The organism is Burkholderia sp. E168m15 (genome assembly GCF_016586105.1).
Taxonomy (GTDB): Bacteria; Pseudomonadota; Gammaproteobacteria; order Burkholderiales; family Burkholderiaceae; genus Burkholderia; species Burkholderia orbicola.
The window spans coordinates 23,818-42,516 of the sequence record NZ_BCPO01000037.1; the positions used below are offsets into that span (position 1 = coordinate 23,818).

Genomic DNA, 18,699 nt, shown 5'->3' on the forward strand with positions numbered 1-18,699 from the left:
CGCGCCGCTACGCGCTCATTGCGAGCGCATTCGCGCCGACGTGCCAGCGCAGGCATTCGACGACGAGCGCGTGATTGGCTTCGGAGCCGAGCCCCGCGATCGTCATCGCGCCGACGATGCCGGCCCCGGCGACCCGCAACGGCACACCGCCGCCGTCGAGCGCATAGTCGTCGTCCGACAGGCCCTGCGAGCGCAGCGACCAGCCGGCACGCCGGAAGCAAGCGCCGACCGCGAGCGAACTCTGGCCGAACCGCAGCACCGTGTTCTGCCGGCGGCGGATCGCATCGCCGTCGTGCGCGCCGCTGCCGTCGAGCGCGCAGTAGAACAGTGGTGCGTGCCCGCCGACGATGCCGACCGCGATCGGCAGCCCGCGTCGCGACGCGAGGTTGACCGCGATTTCGCCCATTCGACGTGCGACGGCCGCATTGAAGTGCGGCAGGGCCGGGTTCGACGCGTCGTCGTCGAAGGCGTGGGGTGCAAGGCGAAAGGGGGGCGTCACCATGGCGGCTCCGTAGCGTGGCCGGCGCGGTACGCGCGTGCCGGGCGTCGCATCGTCAGGGGCCGCGCGAGGGCCCGTGTTCCATTCAGTGCTTCGGCGTTTCAGCACGTCAGCACTTCTTCAGCACTTCAACGTTTCGGCGCCGCGTCGAGCATCCACTCATGCGCGGGATCGTTCTTGAACGCCCACGCGCGGCTCGGGCCCGCCATCACGTTCAGGTAGTACAGGTTGTAGCCGTGAGGCGCGACCACCGGGTGATAGCCGCGCGGCACCATCACGACGTCGTGGTTCTCGACCGCGCACGCTTCGTCGAGGCTGCGGTCGTCCGTGTACACGCGCTGGAACGCGAAACCCTGCGGCGGATCGATCCGGTGGTAATAGGTTTCCTCGAGCGACGTCTCGTCGGGCGCCGCGTCGCGGTCGTGCTTGTGCGGCGGATAGCTGCTCGAATGGCTGGCCGGCGTGACGACTTCGACGACGAGCAGCCGGTCGGCGGCCGGATTGTCGCCCATCAGGATGTCGCATACGTAGCGCGTGTTGGTGCCTTGCCCGCGCACCGAACGGCGCATCCGCTCGCCGTCGAGGCGCAGCACGCGCTTGTCGCCGCTCGCGTACGGCGCGGTGCACAGCGCGACTTCCGCATCGCGCGTCGCGACCAGCGTGACGCGCTTGCCGCCCGGCACGTACAGCGCGTCCGGCGACACGTCCTCGAACACGCTGTCGCGCTTGCCGAGTGCATCGTAGGTTTCGCCGTCGACTTCGGCACGCACGGTGCCCGTCAGCACCACGACGCACAGTTCGCGCGTGCCGGTGTCGAGCGTTTCCGTGTCGCCGGCCTTCAGGCGCAGCGCGCGAAAGCCGACGTGCTTCCAGCCGGCCGATTCGGGCGTGACGTTACAGATCTCGCGGTCGGCGGATGCCTTGATCAGCAGGGGAGAAATCGTCATGAAATGGGTCTCCGCAATAGGGTAGGGCTCGAGCGCTCACGCGCCTGCGTGCCGTCTTACGCGCTCAACCGGTCGACGATTGCGCGCAGCGATTCGTAGCCTTTCTTCGCATACGCATAGCTCGGCGCGACGGCCGGGTCCTGCTCGGCCTCGACGACGAGCCAGCCTTCATAGCCAGCGTCCTTCAGCGTGCGCAGCGTCGCGTCGTAGTCGAGCGCGCCGTCGCCCGGCACCGTGAAGGTGCCGTTGATCACGCCGTTCAGGAAGCTCCAGCCGTCGTTGCGCGCCTGGTTGACGACCTGCGGCCGCACGTCCTTGCAATGCACGTGCGCGACGCGCGACACGTGCTTCTTCAGCAGCGCGACCGGGTCGGCCGCGCCGCCGAAATACGCGTGGCCCGTGTCGAACAGCAGGAACACCTTCGCCGGATCGGTCAGCGCCATCAGCCGGTCGACGTCGTCCGGCGACTCGACGTATGCGCCCATGTGGTGATGGTAGGCAAGCTTGATGCCGTACGTGTCGAGCAGGTGCGCGCCGAATGCGTCGAGGCGCGCCGCATAGCGCCGCCACGCTGCGTCGTCGACGAAACGCGGCCGCTTCGCGACCGGCGTGTCGATGTTGCCCTGGATCGTGCCCGCGCATTCGCCGTACACGACGACTTTCACGTCGTTGTACTGCAGCTTCGTCATGTGCGCGCGGCAGTGCTCGATTTCGGCGGCGACCGCATCGGCATCGGTCATGCCCGGCGCGAGCTCCGCGAGGAAGCCCGAATACCAGCCCGATACGCACACGAGCCCGAATTCGGCGAGCTTCGCCTTCAGTTCGGGGCCCGTCTTCGGAAACTTGTTGCCGAGCTCGAAGCCCGCATAGCCGATTTCGGCGCCTTCCTTCAGCGCCGTTTCGAGCGGCGTCTCGCCGCCGAGCGACGGCAGGTCGTCGTTCATCCACGACAGGGGATTGATACCGATGCGGACGTTCCAGCTCATGACGTGTTTCCTGGTTCGAATGGTGTTGTCTCGGCGCGGCCGATGGAAAGGGTGAGCGGATCAGCGCCGCTGGCGGTTTTTCGCGTCGAGATACGCGCGGTGTGCGTCCACGACGCCGGCGCGTTCGGACACCTGCGGCACCGCGACTTCCCACCACGCGCCGCCGTCGTCGGTCGTGCGCTGGTGCGTAGTGTCGATCACGAGCACCTGGCTGGTCGTCGCCGCACGCGCGCGCTTCATTTCGTGGCGCAGCTCGCCGACGTCGCGCACGTGCACGGCTTCGGCGCCCATCGAGCGTGCATGCATCGCGAAGTCGATCGTCGAGCGTTCGCCGCCTTCGGGCACGCAGTCGTCGAGCATGTTGTTGAAGCTCGCGCCGCCGCAATTGAGTTGCAGCCGCTCGATGCAGCCGTAGCCGCGGTTGTCGAGGATCACGACGATGATCTTGCGGCCGAGCATCACGGAGGTCGCGAGTTCCGCGTTGAGCATCATGTACGAGCCGTCGCCGACGATCACGATGACTTCGCGCTCGGGCCGCGCGAGCTTCGCGCCGAGGCCGCCCGCGACTTCGTAGCCCATGCACGAATACGCATAGTCCATGTGGTAGTTGCCCGGTACGCCGCTGCGCCACAGTTTGTGCAGTTCGGCCGGCAGCGTGCCGGCCGCGCAGACGACCAGATCGTCGCGCGCGCTGTCACGCCCCGCGTCGGCCGCGGAGTCGCGCACCGCGCCGATCACTTCGGCGTCGTACGGCAGCGTGTCCTTCGGAATCCGGGTGGTCAGCTCCGTCACGCGCGCGTTCCACGCGGCGGCCTGGTCGCGGTTCGCGGCGGTCCACGCCGGATCGGCGCGCCAGCCGGCCAGCGCGGCCGACAGTTGCCCGAGGCCGGTGCGCGCATCGGCCACCAGTTGCCGGCCGCGCTTCTTGCCCGCGTCGAACGGCTGCACGTTCAGGCTCAGCAGCGTCGCGTCGCCGTAGAGCGCGTGCGAGCCGGTCGTGAAATCCTGCAGCCGCGTGCCGACCGCGAACACGACGTCGGCCTGCGCGGCCGCGCGGTTCGCGGCGGGCGAGCCCGTCACGCCGATCGAGCCGAGGTTCAGCGGGTGATCCCACGCGAGGCTGCCCTTGCCGGCCTGCGATTCGGCGACCGGCACGCCGTGCGTGTCGGCGAACGCGTGCAGTGTATCCCACGCCTGGCTGTACAGCACGCCGCCGCCGGCGACGATCAGCGGCTTCTTCGCGGCCTTCAGCACGTCGAGCGCATCGGCGAGCTCGAGCGCGTCGGCCGGCGGCCGGCGCATCCGGATCAGCGGCGGCGCGAAGAAATCCTCGGGCCAGTCGTACGCGAAGGTCTGCACGTCCTGCGGCAGCGCGAGGCACACGGGTCCGCATTGCGCGGGATCGATCATTACCTGGATCGCGCGCGGCAGCGCGACGAGCAGTTGCTCGGGCGACGTGATGCGGTCGAAGTAGCGCGTGACTGGCCGGAAGCAGTCGTTCGCGCTGACGTCGCCCTGTTCGAAATCCTCGACCTGCTGCAGCACCGGGTCGGGCAGCCGCGACACGAACACGTCGCCGGGCAGCAGCAGCAGCGGCAAGCGGCCGACGTGCGCGAGCGCGGCCGAAGTCAGCATGTTGGTGGCGCCGGGGCCGATGCTCGACGTCGCGGCCATCATCCGCTGGCGGAAATTCGCTTTCGCGAACGCGACGGCCGCATTGGCCATCCCTTGCTCGTTGTGCGCGCGAAACGTCGGCAGCCGGCCTTTCTCCGCGTGCAGCGCTTCGCCGAGCCCGGCCACGTTGCCGTGGCCGAAGATCGCGAACACGCCGCCGCAGTACGGCAGGATCTCGGTGCGGCCGTCGGGCTGGACGACTTCGGCGCGCAGGGCGGCCAGGTAGCGCACGAGCGCCTGGCTGACGGTCAGTCTTACGGTGGTGGTCATCGTCGTTCGATAGAGAGAAGTCGGGTGGTCGTCACGAACACGGGCATCAGGCCGCGGCGGCGCGCGCGGCGGTACGGCGGCCCAGCCACGCGTCGACCAGTTGCGCGAAGTTGCCGGCCACTTCGTCGATCAGCGCCTGATCGTCGATCCGGCCCGCGAACCAGTTCAGCGACGCATCGGCCCACAACGTGCGCCCGACCATGAAGCCCTTGACGATCGGGTTGGTCGCCGAGCGGAAGCTGTCGACGAGGTATTGCAGCGGCTGGTTCAGCCCGAGGATCACCGCGCCGCGGCAATGCGGGTCGCGCTCGGCGATCAGCGCGGCGAGCCGCGCCCAGCCGTCGGCGGTGAGCGGCGTGAGCTTCCACCATTCGGGCTTCACGCCGAGGTTGTAGAAGCGCGCGATCGTGCGCAGCACCGCGTCGTCCTCGGTGCCGGCCGGCGTGACCGCGCGCGGCGGAATCATTTCCAGCAGCAGCTCGTTGCCGCTCGCGCGCGTGGCTTCCCACAGTTCCAGCACGCGCTGCTCCTGCTCGACGCGCAGGTCGACAGGGTCGTCGGGGTGATAGTGGACGAGGCACTTCACGACCTGTTCGGTCGGCCAGTGCGTGAGCGACGAGCCGACCGAGCGCGTGTCGTCGAAGCGCAGCGGCCGCGAGCCCGGCAGCTCGACCGGACGGCCGACCCACCAGCCGCGCCCGGTGGCCGACGCGAGCGCGTCGCTACCGTACGCGCCGCCGTCGATCAGCACGCCGACGTGGCCGGCGATGCCGCGATCGCGCTCGACCTGTTCGACCGCGCGCACGAGCAGGCGCTTCAACGTCTTGATCCGCGCTTCGTCCGCGCCGGCCTGCACCGCCAGCTCGTAGAACTGGCTGCGATGGTCGAACGCCATCACGCACAGGTCGTCCCATTCTCGGCGTGGCACCGTCACGCGATGCAGGTGCGCGAGCGTGCGGTCGGCGTCGACCTGCGGATTGCGGCTGCCGTCGAACCAGTGCGCGAGTTCCGCCGGCGTCGGCATCGCGGCCGAGCACGCATGGCGCGACACGACGATCGCGCCGCACGCGTTCGCGATGCGCGTCGATTCGGCCCAGTCGCGCCCGCGCAGCAGCCCCGACAGCAGGCCGGACAGGAACGCATCGCCCGCGCCGAGCACGTTGAGCACCTCGACGCGCTCGCCGAGAAAGGTCGGCGCAGCGTCGATGCCGGCCGGAATGTCGCCTTCGATCACGCAGCAGCCGAGCGCGCCGCGCTTGACGACCAGCGTCGCGTTCGTGATCGCGCGCACCGCCTGCAACGACCCGATCAGGTCATGCGGCACACCGCCCGCGATCAGGAATTCCTCCTCGGTGCCGACCAGCAGATCGAATTCGCCGAGTACCTGCTGCAGTTGCCGTGTCACCTGCGCGTCGGGCACGTAGCGGTTTTCGCCGGCGCCGCGCGCGGTCAGTCCCCACAGCACCGGCCGGTAGTCGATGTCGAGGATGCGGACCGCGCCGTGGCGGCGCGCATAGCCGAGCGCAGTCAGCGACGCTTCGCGCGTGCCCGACGTCGACAGATGCGTGCCGGTGATCGCCAGTGCGCGGCAACCGGCGATGAAATCCTCGCTGATCTCGTCGGCGCGCACGGCCATGTCCGCGCAGTTCTCGCGCACGAACAGCAGCGGGAACGTATCGCGATCCTTCAGCCCGAGCAGCACCAGCGCGGTGAGGCGCTCGCGGTCGGTCTGCAGCTGGCTCGTGTCGCAGCCTTCGCGCTCGAGCGTCTCGCGCAGGAAGCAGCCCATCTGCTCGTCGCCGACGCGCGAAATCATCGCGGTCTTCAACCCGAGCCGCGCGACGCCGAACGCGACGTTGCCCGACGAGCCGCCGAGATACATCTGGAAGCTGCGCGCGTCCTCGAGGCGGCTGCCGTACTGCTGCGCATAGAGATCCACGGCCACGCGGCCGAGGCAGGCGAGATCGATGGGGCGGTCACTCGGAAAGTTCAGCAGGCTCATATCACGTGTCACGCTCGCGGCCGGCGTTCGGCGCTGCCGGCAGATTAGGGGACCGATCCGGTGGCGACTGTCCGCGGCCTATGCCGCACGACACGAGGCTGCCTGCCACCGGGAGTCGGGCTACGGAACGGAGTCTAGACTTTTTGGAAATACAGTTCCCTAGGTGAAATCACGTAGAAATAAATTTCCAAATTTTCGAGGAAGTGATCTACAGTTTCATCCGGATGCTTCAGTCCCGATCGGACCAGATCGGACTCGGCCCGGCGGCGCGCAACGCGCCGTCTTCCGCCCCCGGAGATGAGGAGACAGATTGATCATGAAGACCAAGCTGATGGCCGTCGCGGCCGCCGCGATCCTGGCTGCGCCGCTCGCGCATGCCGAGAAGATCGGCGTGACGATGGCATCGTTCGACGACACGTTTCTGACCATCCTGCGCAACAGCATCGCCGATTCGGCGAAGAAGGACGGCGCGACGGTGCAGATCGAGGACGGCGGCAATGACGTCGGCAAGCAGTTGAGCCAGGTCCAGAACATGATCGCGCAGAAGGTCGACGCGATCATCGTGAATCCGGTCGATACCGACGCGACGCCGAAGATCACGAAGATGGTGACCGCGGCGAAGATCCCGCTCATCTACGTGAACCGCAAGCCGGTCGATTTCGACAAGCTGCCGGCCGGCGTCGCGGTCGTCGCGTCCGACGAAAAGCAGTCGGGCACGCTGCAGGCGCGCCAGGTGTGCAAGCTGCTCGGCGGCAAGGGCGACCTCCTGGTGCTGATGGGCGAGCTGTCCAACGAATCGGCGCGCGCGCGCACCAAGGACATCGAGGACGTGATCGCGACGAAGGAATGCGCGGGCATGAAGATCGTCGACAAGCGCGAAGGCAAGTGGAGCCGCACGCAGGGCCAGGACATCACGATGAACTGGCTGAGCTCCGGGACCAAGTTCGACGCGATCGTGTCGAACAACGACGAAATGGCGATCGGCGCGATCAACGCGCTGAAGGCCGCGCGCAAGCTCACGCCGAAGACGGTCGTCGCCGGTATCGACGCGACGCCGGACGGGCTCGCGGCGATGAAGGCCGGCGAGCTGAAGGTGTCGGTGTACCAGAACGCGACCGGGCAGGGCGCGCAGGCGGTGGCCGCGGCGCTCAAGCTCGCGAAGAAGCAGCCGGTCGATCGCTACGTGAACGTGCCGTTCGAACTCGTGACGCCGGAGAACATGAACCAGTACGCGAAGCACTGACCGGTTTTTCCGCTGAACTGCGCGGGCCCGGCGCGACCGGGTTCGCGCGCGATTTTCGAGGAACGTCCATGTTTACAGCCAGGATCGCGCGCTCGATGGCCAGCGAAAGCGCGCCGGCCGCGTCGTCCGCCGCGCCCGGTTCGTCCGGTGCGCCCATGGCCGACTGCGTGCTCGAGGTGCGCGGCGTCGGCAAGTCCTTTCCCGGCGTCGTCGCGCTCGACGGCGTGCAGTTCCGCGTGCGCCGCGGCACCGTGCATGCGCTGATGGGTGAGAACGGCGCCGGCAAGTCCACGCTGATGAAGATCATTGCGGGCGTCTACACGCCCGACCAGGGCGAAATCCTGATCAACGGCGAACCGGTCGTGCTGAACGGCCCGCTCGATGCGCTCGACCGCGGCATCGCGATGATCCATCAGGAACTCAACCTGATGCCGTACATGACGGTCGCGGAGAACATCTGGATTCGCCGCGAACCGAAGAACCGTTTCGGCCTGATCGATCACGCCGAGCTGCGCCGCCGCACGGCCGCGCTGTTCGAGCGGCTGTCGATCGACATCGATCCGGAGACCGACGTGCGCACGCTGACCGTCGCGAGCCGCCAGATGGTCGAGATCGCGAAGGCCGTGTCGTTCGACTCGGACGTGCTGATCATGGACGAGCCGACCTCCGCGCTGACCGACAAGGAAGTCACGCACCTGTTCCGCATCATTCGCCAGCTGCGCGAGCAGGGCAAGGGCATCGTCTACATCACCCACAAGATGAACGAGCTGTTCGAGATCGCCGACGAGTTCTCGGTGTTTCGCGACGGCAAGTACATCGGCACGCATGCGTCGAGCGACGTCACGCGCGACGACATCATCCGCATGATGGTCGGGCGCGAAATCACGCAGATGTTCCCGAAAGAAGACGTGCCGATCGGCGACGTCGTGCTGTCGGTGAAGGATCTCTGCGTCGACGGCGTGTTCCGCGACGTGAGCTTCGAACTGCGCGCGGGCGAAATCCTCGGCGTCGCGGGCCTCGTCGGCTCCGGGCGCTCGAACGTCGCAGAGGCGCTGTTCGGCGTCGTGCCGGCCACGTCGGGCGAGATCCGCATCGACGGCAAGCCGGTGCGTATTGCGACGCCCGCGCAGGCGATGAAACACGGGATGGCGTTCCTCACCGAGGACCGCAAGGATTCCGGCTGCTTCCTGAATCTCGACCTGCTCGCGAACATGGAAGCGGCGGTGCTGAGCCACCGCTACGTGAAGTTCAATTTCGTGCAGCAGGCGCAGTTGAAGCGCGACTGCGAGGAAATGAGCCGGATGCTGCGCGTGAAGTCGCCCGGGCTGCACGAGGAAATCCAGAACCTGTCGGGCGGCAACCAGCAGAAGGTGCTGATCGGCCGGTGGCTGCTCACGCAGCCGCGCATCCTGATCCTCGACGAACCGACGCGCGGCATCGACGTCGGCGCGAAGGCCGAGATCCACCGGCTCGTCAGCGCGCTCGCCGGCAAGGGCGTCGCGGTGCTGATGATCTCGTCGGAAATGCCGGAAGTGCTGGGGATGAGCGATCGCGTGATGGTGATGCACGAAGGGCGCATGACCGGCATCGTCGATCGCAAGGACGCCGACCAGGTCCGCATCATGGATCTCGCGTCGCGCTGAGCCGCAACAAGATTGGAGACAACTGAAATGGGCAACCTGAACCCGGTCGCGGATGCGCAGACCATGACACTCAAGTCGCGGCATGCGAAGTGGCCGCCCGAACTGAGCATCTTCCTGGTGCTGGTCGGCATCAGCCTGTTCTTCGAGGTCGTCGGCTGGATCGTCGTCGGCCAGAGCTTCCTGTTCAATGCCGAGCGGCTCGAGATCATCGTGCTGCAGATGGCCGTGATCGGCATCATCGCGGTCGGCGTGAACCTCGTGATCATCACCAGCGGGATCGACCTGTCGTCGGGCTCGGTCGTCGCGGCGGCCGCCGTCGTGTCGGCGAGCCTCGCGCAGGTGTCCGACTTCCCGCGCGCGGTGTTTCCGCACCTCACCGACCTGCCGGTCATCTGGCCGGTGCTGGCCGGCGTGTGCGTCGGGCTGCTGGTGGGCCTCCTGAACGGCACGCTGATCGCGCTGACGGGCATCCCGCCGTTCATCGCGACGCTCGGCACGATGGTCGCCGCGCGCGGCTTCGCGAAGTGGTTCACCAACGGAATGCCGGTGTCGATGCTGACCGACCCGTTCGCGGCGATCGGTGCAGGGGCGAATCCGGTGATCATCTTCCTGGTGGTGGCCGCGATCTTCCACGTCGTGCTGCGCTACACGCGCTTCGGCAAGTACACGTATGCGATCGGCGCGAACCGCCACGCGGCCGTCGTGTCCGGCATCAACGTCACGCGGCACCTGATCTTCGTCTACGCGATCGCGGGCCTGTTGAGCGGCATCGCCGGTACCGTGACGGCCGCGCGCGCGATCTCCGGCCAGTCGGGCATGGGCGTGATGTACGAGCTCGATGCGATCGCGGCCGTCGTGATCGGCGGCACGTCGCTGTCGGGCGGCCTCGGCCGCGTGACGGGCACCGTGATCGGCGTGCTGATCCTCGGCGTGATGACGTCGGGCTTCACGTTCATCCGCATCGACGCGTACTACCAGGAGATGGTGAAGGGCGCGATCATCGTCGCGGCCGTGATCGCCGATCAGTACCGCAACAAGAAGTCGCGTCGCTGAGCGCGCGCGTGAGCCCGGAATCAGACTTCGCAAAGGACCCCCGATGAAGATCGCACTGGACCCCTACATGATTCGCCATCTGCCGCTCGATCGCCTGCCGCACGCGGTGGCCGAGCTCGGCTACGACCAGATCGAGCTGTCGCCGCGCAGCGACTTTCTCGACTGGTGGGTGATGCCGCGCGCGACCCGCGAACGCATGGCCGCATTCCGCCAGGCGCTGCGCGCGAGCGGCGTGGGCCTCGCGTCGCTGCAGCCGATGTACCGCTGGGCCAGCCCGTTCGACGACGAGCGGCAATGGGCGGTGCGCTGCTGGAAGAAGGCGATCGAGGTGGCAGTCGAGATGGAGTGCCCGCTGATGGTGTCGGAGTTCGGGCGCGGCGCGTCGCCCGAGCGCTCGGTCGGCGAGCGGCCGGGCGCGAACCCGAAGGAGCTGTGCGAGGCCGCGTGGTTCCGCTCGATGGACGAACTGCTGCCGATCCTCGAGCGCGAACGTATCGTGCTGTCGGTCGAGCCGCATCCGGAGGACTGGATCGAGCAGTTGCAGCCGGCGATCGACATCGTCACGAATCTCGGTTCGCCGTCGTTGAAGCTGTCGTATATCGCGCCGCACACGTTCTACTACGGCGACGACATGGCCGCGATGATCGCGCAGGCCGCGCCGATCCTCGCGCACGTGCGCGTGGCTGACACGTTCGACCACCGCAAGAGCAGCCAGCTGCGCTACATCGTGAACCCGCCCGGCTCGAACCAGATCCGCGTGCACCAGCATCTCGACATCGGGCAGGGCGAGATCGACTGGGACGTGTTTTTCCGCGCACTCGGCGCCGCCGGCTTCGACGGCGTGATGTCGTCGTGCGTGTTCGCGTGGGAGGACCGCGCGGAAGCGTCGTCGCGCTACATGCGTGACGCGATCCAGCGCTACGTCGATCGCCATTTCGATCGCACCGCGCGCTGACTGATGACCGATTGCTGACCGGCGCGGCACGGGCCGCGCCGCTGATGAACGAACGACTGGAGAGAACTGCATGACCTTGCAAATCGGCGTGATCGGCTGCGGCGCGATCGGCCAGGACCATATTCGCAGACTGACGCGCACGCTGTCCGGCGCGCGCGTCGTGGCCGTCAACGACATCGATCCGCAGCAGGCGCGCGATGCGGTGACGAAGTACGGGCTCGACGCCGAGATCTACGGCGACGGCCACGAAGTGGTCGCGGCCGCCGACGTGCAGGCCGTGCTCGTCACGTCGTGGGGGCCGACGCACGAAGCGTTCGTGCTCGACGCGATCGCGCACGGCAAGCCGGTGTTCTGCGAGAAGCCGCTGGCCGTCACGGCCGACGGCTGCATGCGGATCGTCGAAGCCGAAGTCGCGCACGGCAAGCGGCTCGTGCAGGTCGGCTTCATGCGGCCGTACGATGAAGGCTATCGCGCGCTCAAGCGCGTGATCGACAGCGGCCAGATCGGTGCGCCGCTGATGCTGCATTGCGCGCACCGCAACCAGTCGGTCGGCGAGCGCTACACGACCGACATGGCGATCACCGACACGCTGATCCACGAGCTCGACGTGCTGCGCTGGCTGCTCGGCGAGGATTACACGAGCGCGCAGGTCGTCTATCCGAAGAAGACGCGCCATGCATCCGCGCATCTCGCCGATCCGCAGATCGTGCTGCTCGAAACCGCGAGCGGCGTGCGCATCGACGTCGAGATCTTCGTGAACTGCCAGTACGGCTACGACATTCAGTGCGAGGTCGTCGGCGAGCAGGGCATCGCGAAGCTGCCCGATCCGCCGGCCGTCGGGCTCAAGCATGCGGCGCGGCAGTCGGTCGAGATCATGACCGACTGGAAGGAGCGCTTCATCGCGTCTTACGACGTCGAGCTGCAGGCGTTCATCGACGGCGTGCGGCAGGGCGCGCTGACCGGGCCGTCCGCGTGGGACGGCTACGCGGCGGCGGTCGCGGCCGACGCGTGCGTACGGGCCCAGCAGAGCGGCGCGGTCGAATCGATCGCGATGGCCGAACGCCCCGCGTTCTATCGCGGCTGAACCGCAGGAGAGACCGACATGACGATGAAGATTGGCTGCGCGCCGTGTTGCTGGGGCGTCGACGACGTGAAGAACCCGCACCTGCCGCCGTGGCGGCACGTGCTCGCCGAGGCTGCGCAGGCCGGTTACTCGGGCATCGAGCTCGGGCCGTACGGCTACATCCCGCTCGAACTCGACGTGGTGAGCGCCGAGCTCGAGCGGCAACGCCTGAGCATCACCGCCGGTACGATCTTCGACGATCTCGTGGCGCCGGAGAACCTGCCGAACCTGTTGCGCCAGACGCGCGAGATCTGCGCGCTGATCACGCGGCTGCCGAAACTGCCGACGCAGGACGGCCAGCGCTACGCGGCGCCGTACCTGGTCGTGATTGACTGGGGGCATGAAGAACGCGACTACGCGGCCGGCCACGGCGATCGCGCGCCGCGGCTGTCCGGCGCACGCTGGGCCGGCATGGTCGAGCACATCCGGCAGATCGCGACGATCGCGCGCGACGAATTCGGCGTGCGCACGGTGATCCATCCGCATGCGGGCGGCTACATCGAATTCGCGGACGAGATCGACCGGATCGTCGCCGACGTTCCGGCCGACACGGCCGGCCTCTGTCTGGATACCGGCCACCTGCATTACTCGGGCATGGACCCGGAAACCTGGCTGCGCCGCCATGCGGCGCGCCTCGACTATGTGCACTTCAAGGACATCGACGCGGGCGTGTACGACGCGGTGATGGGCGAGCACATCGCGTTCTTCGCCGCGTGCGCGCGCGGCGTGATGTGCCCGATCGGCACCGGCGTGCTCGACTACCGGTCGATCCGCCACGCGCTCGACGACATCGGCTACGCCGGGTACATCACGATCGAACAGGAGCGCGACCCGCGCAATGCCGGCACGAGCCTGCGCGACGTCGCCGCGAGCCGCGCGTTTCTCGCGTCGGCCGGCTTCGCATGATGCATCGCGCGTTGCACCCCCGAACCCCCTGAACACGGACCAGGAACACCACCATCATGATTGACGGACAGATTCTGCTTGGACATTCGATTCGCTGGGGCACGGTCGGCGGCGGGCTCGGCAGCCAGATCGGCTACAGCCACCGGTCGGCCGCGTTGCGCGACGGCAGCTTCCAGCTGGTCGCCGGCGCGTTCGATATCGATCCCGAACGCGGCCGCCAGTTCGGCGTGAAGCTCGGCGTCGCCGCCGAGCGTTGTTATCCCGACTACGCGACGATGTTCGACGCCGAGGCGCGCCGCCCGGACGGCATCCGTGCGGTGTCGATCGCGACGCCGAACAACACGCACTTCGAGATCTGCCGCGCCGCGCTGAACGCGGGGCTGCACGTGGTCTGCGAGAAGCCGCTGTGCTTCACGACCGAGGAGGCCGAGGCGCTGCAGCGGCTGTCGGTCGAAAAGAACCGGATCGTCGGCGTCGCATACGGCTATTCCGGACACCAGATGATCGAACAGGCGCGCGAGATGATCGCGCGCGGCGATCTCGGCGAAATCCGCATCGTGCAGATGCAGTTCGCACACGGGTTCCACAGCGAGGGCGTCGAGGCCGCGAGCGCGGCCGCGCGCTGGCGCGTCGATCCGAAGTTCGCGGGCCCGAGCTACGTGCTCGGCGACATCGGCACGCATCCGCTGTACATCTCCGAGGTGATGGCGCCGGAACTGAAGATCCGCCGGCTGATGTGTTCGCGGCAGAGCTTCGTGAAGAGCCGCGCGCCGCTCGAGGACAACGCGTTCACGATCATGGAGTACGACACCGGCGCGATCGGCTACGTGTGGTCGAGCGCGGTGAACGCCGGTTCGATGCACGGGCAGAAGGTGCGCGTGATCGGCTCGAAGGCGAGCGTCGAATGGTGGGACGAGCATCCGAACCAGTTGCGCTACGAAATCCAGGGGCAGCCCGCGCAGGTGCTCGATCGCGGGATGCCGTACCTGCATCCGAACGCCACGCGCGAAGACCGCATCGGTGCCGGGCATCCGGAAGGGCTGTTCGAGGCATGGTCGAACCTGTACGCGCGTTTCGCACTCGCGATGGATGCGGCCGATCGCGGCGACGCCGCAGCGGTGAGGGCCATCCGCATTCCGGACGTCCACGCGGGCGTCGAGGGCGTGCGCTGGGTCGAGAATTGCGTGCGTTCGGCCGATGCGGGCGGCGTGTGGGTCGACTATCGTTGAACGGAGGCAGGTCGGCTGCACCACGCTTCGCCGTGGTAGCCGGCCTTGGTACACACCCTGATCTTTACGGCGCAGCGAGCGCGTTGGACAATCGTTTCCAGTCTTGCCGTGGAGCGTGTGCAAGTGATGACCGAGCGCGTGGGAGCGAGCCGGCGGCGCGGGTCGTGCCGCAAACGTGATTAAATTCGCCCTTCATGCATGTATCCAGTCGAGCCCCGGGCCGCGCCGGCCAGCCGCGCGCGCGCATCGGGGCCGTCAACTTCGCGCTATCCGATGAGCTCATCCGAGAAACCTCCCGCCACCGTCGAGGCGTTCCTGCAGCACCTGACGCAGGAGTACGACGGCCTCAGCAATCGCCTGAAGGTGATCGCGCGCCACGTGGAAACGCATCGGGACCAGCTTGGGCTGGAAGGCATCCAGTCGCTCGCGGAAGCCTGCGGCGTCCAGCCGTCGGCCGTCGTGCGGTTCGCGAAGCACTTCGGCTTCTCCGGTTTCTCCGAGATGCAGCGGTTGTTCCGCGAGGGGCTCGCGCAGCAGATCGCGCCGGGGCGTGCGTACAACCTGCGGCTGCGCGACGTGATCGAGGCCGGCTCCTCGAGCCTGCAGCCCGAACAGATCGCCGACGAATTCATCAAGGGCAGCATTGCCGGGATGCAGCAGTTGCGGCAGACACTCGATTCGCAGGCACTCGCGCAGGCCGTCGACCTGCTCGCCGATACGCAGGCGATCTGGATCGCCGGGTCGCGGCGTGCGTTTCCGATCGCCGTGTATCTCGACTATGCGCTGCAGCACACCGACAAGCGCATCGGGCTGTTCGACGCGCTCGGCAGCATGCATCTCGGCCAGATCCGCTCGGTGCGCGAGGGCGACGTGATGATCGCGATCTCGTTCATGCCGTATGCGGACGAGACCGTGCAGGTCGCGCAGCAGGCCGCGCAGCGCGGCGCACGCTTGATCGCGATCACCGACAGCCGGATGAGCCCGCTTGCGCGGGAAGCGGAAGTGACGCTGATGGTGCAGGACAGCGCGACGTTCGGCTTTCGCGCGCTGACGGCCACGATGGGCCTTGCGCAGAGCCTGTTCGTCGCGCTCGCGTACCGGCTCGAGCTGTCGTACCTGCCGACCGCCGACGGCGCGCACGGCACGAAGGCCGGTTGATCCCGACTGCCGGTGCGCCGCCCGCCGAACGGATCGGCGGAGGGCGCACCGGCCGGCTTACTTCGCGGTCGGCATCGCGAACTCGGCGCCCTTGCCGATGCTCGACGACCAGCGCTGCATCACCGACTTCTGGCGCGTGTAGAAGCGCACGCCTTCCTCGCCGTACGCGTGCATGTCGCCGAACAGGCTCTTCTTCCAGCCGCCGAAGCCGTGCCACGCCATCGGCACCGGAATCGGCACGTTGATGCCGACCATGCCGACCTGGATGCGCCGCGCGAATTCGCGCGCGATCCCGCCGTCGCTCGTGAAGCACGACACGCCGTTGCCGAACTCGTGCGCGTTGATCAGGTCGACCGCCTCGCCGAAATCCTTCACGCGCACGCAGCCGAGCACCGGCCCGAAGATCTCTTCCTTGTAGATCCGCATGTCGGGGCTCACGTGGTCGAACAGTGTGCCACCGGTGAAGAAGCCGGCCTCGCGGCCCGGCACGCGCAGCCCGCGGCCGTCGACCACCAGTTGCGCGCCTTCGTTCACGCCTTGCTCGATATAGCCTTCGATGCGCTTGAGCGCTTCGCCGGTGACGATCGGCCCCATCTCGACTTCCGGCGACATCCCGTCGCCGATCACCAGCTTGCGCGCGCGTTCGGCCACGGCCGGCACGATCTTGTCGGCCACGTCGCCGACCAGCACCGCGATGCTGATCGCCATGCAACGCTCGCCGGCCGAGCCGTACGCGGCGCCGATCAGCGCATCGACCGCCTGGTCGATGTTCGCGTCGGGCATCACGACGAGATGGTTCTTCGCGCCGCCGAGCGCCTGCACGCGCTTGCCCGACTGCACCGCGCGCTGCTGCACGTAGGCCGCGATCGGCGTCGAGCCGACGAAGCTGACGGCCTGCACGTCCGGGTGATCGAGAAGGGCATCGACCGCGCCCTTGTCGCCCTGCACGACGTTGAACACGCCGGCGGGCAGGCCGGCCTGCGTGAGCAGGTCGGCGATGAACAGCGCGGCCGACGGATCGCGCTCGCTCGGCTTCAGCACGAACGTGTTGCCCGTCGCGAGCGCGACCGGGAACATCCAGCACGGCACCATGCACGGGAAGTTGAACGGCGTGATGCCCGCGACGACGCCGAGCGGCTGGCGCATCGTCCAGTTGTCGATGCCGGTGCTGACCTGGTCGGTGAAGTCGCCCTTCAGCAGTTGCGGCACGCCGCACGCGAATTCGATGATGTCGATGCCGCGCGCGACTTCGCCCTGCGCATCCGAGAACACCTTGCCGTGCTCAGCCGTGATGATCGCCGCCAGCGTGTCGCGGTGCTCGTTCATCAACTGCAGGAAGCGGTGCAGCACGCGCGTGCGGCGGATCGGCGGCGTGTCGGCCCAGGCCGGGAACGCCGCGTGGGCCGACGCGACGGCCCGTTCGACTTCGTCGTTGCCGGCCAGCGCGACGCGCCGCACCGCGCGACCGAGCGCCGGATTGAAGACGTCCTGGAAGCGGCCGCTGCGGCCGGCGACGGGCGCGCCGTCGAGGTAGTGGCCGACGTCGGCGTCGGACGTATAGGCGGGAACCGTGGTCATGCGTGTCTCCTGGGGATGAGGGGCAACAGCGCCTAGTCTAGGGAAACCGGCAGGGCGGGAGAAGGCCGCGAAACTTGATTCACTGTTCAGAATTCTGAATAATCAATGGATGAATCAGCAAAATGTCCAGGCGCTCTGGCCGCATATCCATTCGCTGACGGTGCTGGCCGCCGCGGGCAGTTTCACGGCTGCCGCGCAGCGGCTCGGCATCAGCAAGGCCGCGATGAGCCAGCGCATCGCCGATCTCGAAAAGGCGGCCGGCGTGCCGCTCGTGCGCCGCACCACGCGCAGCGTGCGGCTCACTGACGCGGGCCAGACACTGGTCGACAGCACGCGCGACGCGTTCGAGTCGATCGGTCAGCATTTCGCGCGGGTGAAGGATCTCGCCGGCGAGCCGCGCGGGCTGCTGCGCGTCACGGTGCCGGTCGCGCTCGGGCGCCAGCAGGTCGTGCCGCACCTGCCCGATTTCCTGCGCCAGCATCCGGGCGTGCAGATCGAGCTCGACCTGTCGGACCGCCTGCATTCGCTGACGCAGGAAGGCTTCGACCTCGCGATTCGCCATACCACCACCGCGCCGCAGACCCACGTCGCGTGGAAGCTGTGCGACACGCGTTCGCTGCTGGTCGCGAGCCGCGACTATCTCGACGCGCGCGGCGCGCCGCGCCACCCGAGCGAACTCGTCGATCACAGCTGCCTGTGCTACCTGCGCGACAACGAGCCGGCCGCGTGGAGCTTCGAGCCGGACGGCCGCCGGCGCCAGCGCGTGAGCGTGCCGGTGCGCGGCAGTTTCGCGGCGAACAACAGCGAGGCGATGCGCGAGGCCGCGCTCGGCGGGCTCGGCATCGCGCTGCTGCCCGATTTCAGCGCGAGGCGCGATCTCGACGCCGGCCGGCTCGTCGCGCTGCTCGACGGCTGGCGGCCGTCGGGCGCGTTCGGCGATCACATTTTCGCGATTCGTCCGTACAGCCCGGTCGTGCCGAGCGCGGTGCGCGCGCTGGTGCGCCACTTGCGCGAGCGGCTCGCGGGCGGCTTCTCCGGCGCGTGAGCCGCCTGCCGGCGGGCGCGGGGCCGTGGGCGGCCGGGCAGGCGCGGCGGCGCTGCGGTAAAATCGCGGCTTCCTCCCGCGCCGTGTGTGGCGCGTCATTCGAAGGTCGACAGCCGATGCAGATTCACAAGGAAGTGGACGCGCGCGGGCTCAATTGCCCGTTGCCGATCCTGCGTGCCAAGAAAGCGCTTGCCGATATGGAAAGCGGGCAGATCCTCAAGGTGCTCGCGACCGATCCGGGCTCGCAGCGCGATTTCGCCGCGTTCGCGAAGCAGACGGGCAACGAGATCGTCGAATCGACGACGCAGGACAAGACCTTCGTGTTTCTGATGCGCCGCCGCTGAAGGCACGCATCGCACGTCCCGCGGTGCCGGGCTGCCGGCCGGCC

General features: G+C 68.0%; 16 protein-coding genes. 10 read left to right on the forward strand and 6 right to left on the reverse strand.

Translation table 11 applies throughout. The features are described 5' to 3' along the window. Nucleotides 1–7 precede the first annotated feature (7 nt). From JMF86_RS06695 to iolC, 5 genes are all read right to left on the reverse strand, one after another. Nucleotides 8–502: a heme-degrading domain-containing protein gene (locus tag JMF86_RS06695; protein WP_027807886.1), complete on the reverse strand. Its 495-nt coding sequence runs from the start codon at nucleotides 500–502 to the stop codon at nucleotides 8–10. Between the two features lie 125 nt (nucleotides 503–627). Continuing rightward, nucleotides 628–1,446, reverse strand: coding sequence for a 5-deoxy-glucuronate isomerase (gene iolB, locus JMF86_RS06700; protein ID WP_175788187.1), 819 nt, complete (start codon nucleotides 1,444–1,446; stop codon nucleotides 628–630). Nucleotides 1,447–1,502: 56 nt separating this feature from the next. Continuing rightward, nucleotides 1,503–2,432 (reverse strand): myo-inosose-2 dehydratase, encoded by a 930-nt coding sequence (gene iolE / locus JMF86_RS06705; RefSeq protein ID WP_201316833.1) that lies wholly within the window; start codon nucleotides 2,430–2,432, stop codon nucleotides 1,503–1,505. Nucleotides 2,433–2,492: 60 nt separating this feature from the next. After that, the gene (gene iolD, locus JMF86_RS06710; protein ID WP_201316834.1) at nucleotides 2,493–4,376 is read right to left on the reverse strand and encodes a 3D-(3,5/4)-trihydroxycyclohexane-1,2-dione acylhydrolase (decyclizing); all 1,884 of its coding nucleotides are present in this window, start codon (nucleotides 4,374–4,376) and stop codon (nucleotides 2,493–2,495) included. Nucleotides 4,377–4,422: 46 nt separating this feature from the next. Continuing rightward, the gene (gene iolC, locus JMF86_RS06715) at nucleotides 4,423–6,378 is read right to left on the reverse strand and encodes a 5-dehydro-2-deoxygluconokinase (protein ID WP_201316835.1); all 1,956 of its coding nucleotides are present in this window, start codon (nucleotides 6,376–6,378) and stop codon (nucleotides 4,423–4,425) included. A 316-nt stretch (nucleotides 6,379–6,694) separates the two neighbouring features. On the opposite strand from iolC, the gene JMF86_RS06720 reads away from it, so the two are divergent. From JMF86_RS06720 to JMF86_RS06755, 8 genes are all read left to right on the forward strand, one after another. Then, complete coding sequence (locus tag JMF86_RS06720) at nucleotides 6,695–7,621, forward strand: sugar ABC transporter substrate-binding protein (protein ID WP_011545206.1); 927 nt, start codon at nucleotides 6,695–6,697, stop codon at nucleotides 7,619–7,621. Between the two features lie 68 nt (nucleotides 7,622–7,689). Then, nucleotides 7,690–9,264, forward strand: coding sequence for a sugar ABC transporter ATP-binding protein (locus JMF86_RS06725; protein ID WP_126360994.1), 1,575 nt, complete (start codon nucleotides 7,690–7,692; stop codon nucleotides 9,262–9,264). A 27-nt stretch (nucleotides 9,265–9,291) separates the two neighbouring features. Next, the gene (locus JMF86_RS06730) at nucleotides 9,292–10,317 is read left to right on the forward strand and encodes an ABC transporter permease (RefSeq protein WP_006476229.1); all 1,026 of its coding nucleotides are present in this window, start codon (nucleotides 9,292–9,294) and stop codon (nucleotides 10,315–10,317) included. Between the two features lie 43 nt (nucleotides 10,318–10,360). Beyond that, entirely contained in the window at nucleotides 10,361–11,272 is a 912-nt protein-coding gene (locus JMF86_RS06735) for a sugar phosphate isomerase/epimerase family protein (RefSeq protein WP_027812322.1), read from the forward strand. A 70-nt stretch (nucleotides 11,273–11,342) separates the two neighbouring features. Next, nucleotides 11,343–12,356: a Gfo/Idh/MocA family protein gene (locus tag JMF86_RS06740; RefSeq protein WP_201316836.1), complete on the forward strand. Its 1,014-nt coding sequence runs from the start codon at nucleotides 11,343–11,345 to the stop codon at nucleotides 12,354–12,356. 18 nt (nucleotides 12,357–12,374) lie between these two features. After that, on the forward strand, nucleotides 12,375–13,301 hold the full coding sequence (locus tag JMF86_RS06745) for a TIM barrel protein (protein WP_201316837.1): 927 nt from the start codon (nucleotides 12,375–12,377) through the stop codon (nucleotides 13,299–13,301). A 56-nt stretch (nucleotides 13,302–13,357) separates the two neighbouring features. Next, complete coding sequence (locus tag JMF86_RS06750; RefSeq protein WP_201316838.1) at nucleotides 13,358–14,530, forward strand: Gfo/Idh/MocA family protein; 1,173 nt, start codon at nucleotides 13,358–13,360, stop codon at nucleotides 14,528–14,530. A gap of 273 nt (nucleotides 14,531–14,803) precedes the next feature. After that, nucleotides 14,804–15,688 (forward strand): MurR/RpiR family transcriptional regulator, encoded by an 885-nt coding sequence (locus tag JMF86_RS06755; protein ID WP_077180236.1) that lies wholly within the window; start codon nucleotides 14,804–14,806, stop codon nucleotides 15,686–15,688. Between the two features lie 57 nt (nucleotides 15,689–15,745). Here JMF86_RS06755 and JMF86_RS06760 read toward each other — a convergent pair whose 3' ends face one another. Beyond that, nucleotides 15,746–17,266, reverse strand: a complete 1,521-nt coding sequence (locus JMF86_RS06760) for a CoA-acylating methylmalonate-semialdehyde dehydrogenase (RefSeq protein WP_201316839.1) — start codon at nucleotides 17,264–17,266, stop codon at nucleotides 15,746–15,748. A 109-nt stretch (nucleotides 17,267–17,375) separates the two neighbouring features. On the opposite strand from JMF86_RS06760, the gene JMF86_RS06765 reads away from it, so the two are divergent. Continuing rightward, nucleotides 17,376–18,311: a LysR family transcriptional regulator gene (locus tag JMF86_RS06765; protein WP_011545214.1), complete on the forward strand. Its 936-nt coding sequence runs from the start codon at nucleotides 17,376–17,378 to the stop codon at nucleotides 18,309–18,311. A gap of 116 nt (nucleotides 18,312–18,427) precedes the next feature. Further along, nucleotides 18,428–18,655, forward strand: a complete 228-nt coding sequence (locus tag JMF86_RS06770; RefSeq protein WP_006402122.1) for a sulfurtransferase TusA family protein — start codon at nucleotides 18,428–18,430, stop codon at nucleotides 18,653–18,655. Nucleotides 18,656–18,699 lie beyond the last annotated feature (44 nt).